Annotated in this window: 2 protein-coding genes; one reads left to right on the top strand and one right to left on the bottom strand. The window is 35.7% G+C overall.

Features of this window, described 5'->3' with window-relative positions; genetic code table 11:
• Positions 1–243 precede the first annotated feature (243 nt).
• The gene (locus tag ACFVSH_RS26675) at positions 244–648 is read right to left on the bottom strand and encodes a hypothetical protein (RefSeq protein ID WP_230303505.1); all 405 of its coding nucleotides are present in this window, start codon (positions 646–648) and stop codon (positions 244–246) included.
• Positions 649–1,014: 366 nt separating this feature from the next.
• On the opposite strand from ACFVSH_RS26675, the gene ACFVSH_RS26670 reads away from it, so the two are divergent.
• Positions 1,015–1,263: a hypothetical protein gene (locus tag ACFVSH_RS26670; protein ID WP_387598338.1), complete on the top strand. Its 249-nt coding sequence runs from the start codon at positions 1,015–1,017 to the stop codon at positions 1,261–1,263.
• The last annotated feature ends 97 nt before the right edge of the window (positions 1,264–1,360 follow it).

Raw genomic sequence — 1,360 nt, 5'->3', positions numbered from 1 at the left:
GGAACGTATGAATGAAGACGATTCTTTCAATCTGTTCAGCATTGATTTATTCAATGAAAGTGAACCGAAGTAATTGATAGTATATGCTTATTTACCCCGAATCAAATTTTCTTCTCTGTAACTTTCCTTCCGGTTTAAGATGATGCTACAGAGAGTTTATCATTCCCGCCAATACAAAATCCGAATTTAAGGTTATTGAAAGGCCATTTGGAATGTTTTATGCAAGGTGAACTATCGTTACCTTTATTTTGATTGCTTGAAAAAATTCTTCACCAAAAGGAAAATGGATGATAGTACAGCAAAAACCATGAAAAATACGATGAACCCCCAAAGGCCTACCGCCGCATCCTGAAACTCCATATTCCCCCTGCTGGTAAGGGCTTGCTGTATTTCAATGGCAAATACTAAAACAACCATGACTGTAAAGGTATAAAGGAAAGAGAGTATCGTTATCCCAAAACGCATCCGGGAAATTAAATTAGATAAAAATAACACGAACAAAAATATGATGATACCGATGATTCCCATTATCCAAAAATGCAAATCTTTGTCCGTTGCATTTGAATTTAATGTGTCACTCACAAAGAACAGGATGAAATCGTGAAGATTATTGACGATTTCAGCTAATATCTGGATGATTTCTTTCATTTTTCACACCTCCAATCCTTAGATTATAGCAGGTTATAAATCTATATAGAAGAGGGCGTTGCCAGACTGACCTTCGATGGAAATAATATGAAATCATAGACATGTTAAGAGAAGCATTTTCCGGGTAACGTAAAAAACATAAGTGGATGAATTGGGAAGTCAGGACATGTAACGCCAGTATAAGTAAGATTATAGTTAATAAATCAACCAAAATACATAAAAAAATAAAGTAAAAGCGATTCAGGAAAAGCATGTTTAATGCCTTTAGCGGTCTTAACCATGGTTTGTTGTTTTGATCGGTTTCTTTATAATAATGCTAGTAAAAAATATCTTTACTTAATGCTTTCATGGGTGGAGGAAAAAAGAATGAGTGATGTACATGATCATGTTTTAACGGTAATTGATTTTATGAAAACCGGTCACAAAACTTGCTTTGTGAAAGTCATCGGTTTTGATGGTGAATCCGGACAGGATTTTGAAGGCGAAGTTAAGTTTGTCGGTGATTTGCCTTTTGGAGATTTGATACATCCTGAGCGGTCACATCTATCCTCGACTTGCAGGGAGTTCGTTCGGGATGATTTGTTGCACAGATACAATTTAGGGCAGTTTGAATGAAGTGGGCAATATTTTAGGGAATCCAATGAGATGACATTCTGCTCACTTGTTTAAAATTGGTAAAATGCAGGGTATATAGAATATGGTATGTAGGCTG

The organism is Peribacillus sp. NPDC058002 (assembly GCF_042886655.1).
In the GTDB taxonomy this organism is placed as follows: domain Bacteria; phylum Bacillota; class Bacilli; order Bacillales; family DSM-1321; genus Peribacillus; species Peribacillus aracenensis.
This window is presented reverse-complemented; position numbering and strand designations above follow the sequence as displayed.

Excerpts from the sequence above, each read along its gene's own strand:
- ACFVSH_RS26675 (WP_230303505.1), bottom strand. The coding sequence starts at position 648 with ATGAAAGAAATCATCCAGATATTAGCTGAAATCGTCAATAATCTTCAC.
- ACFVSH_RS26670 (WP_387598338.1), top strand. The coding sequence starts at position 1,015 with ATGAGTGATGTACATGATCATGTTTTAACGGTAATTGATTTTATGAAA.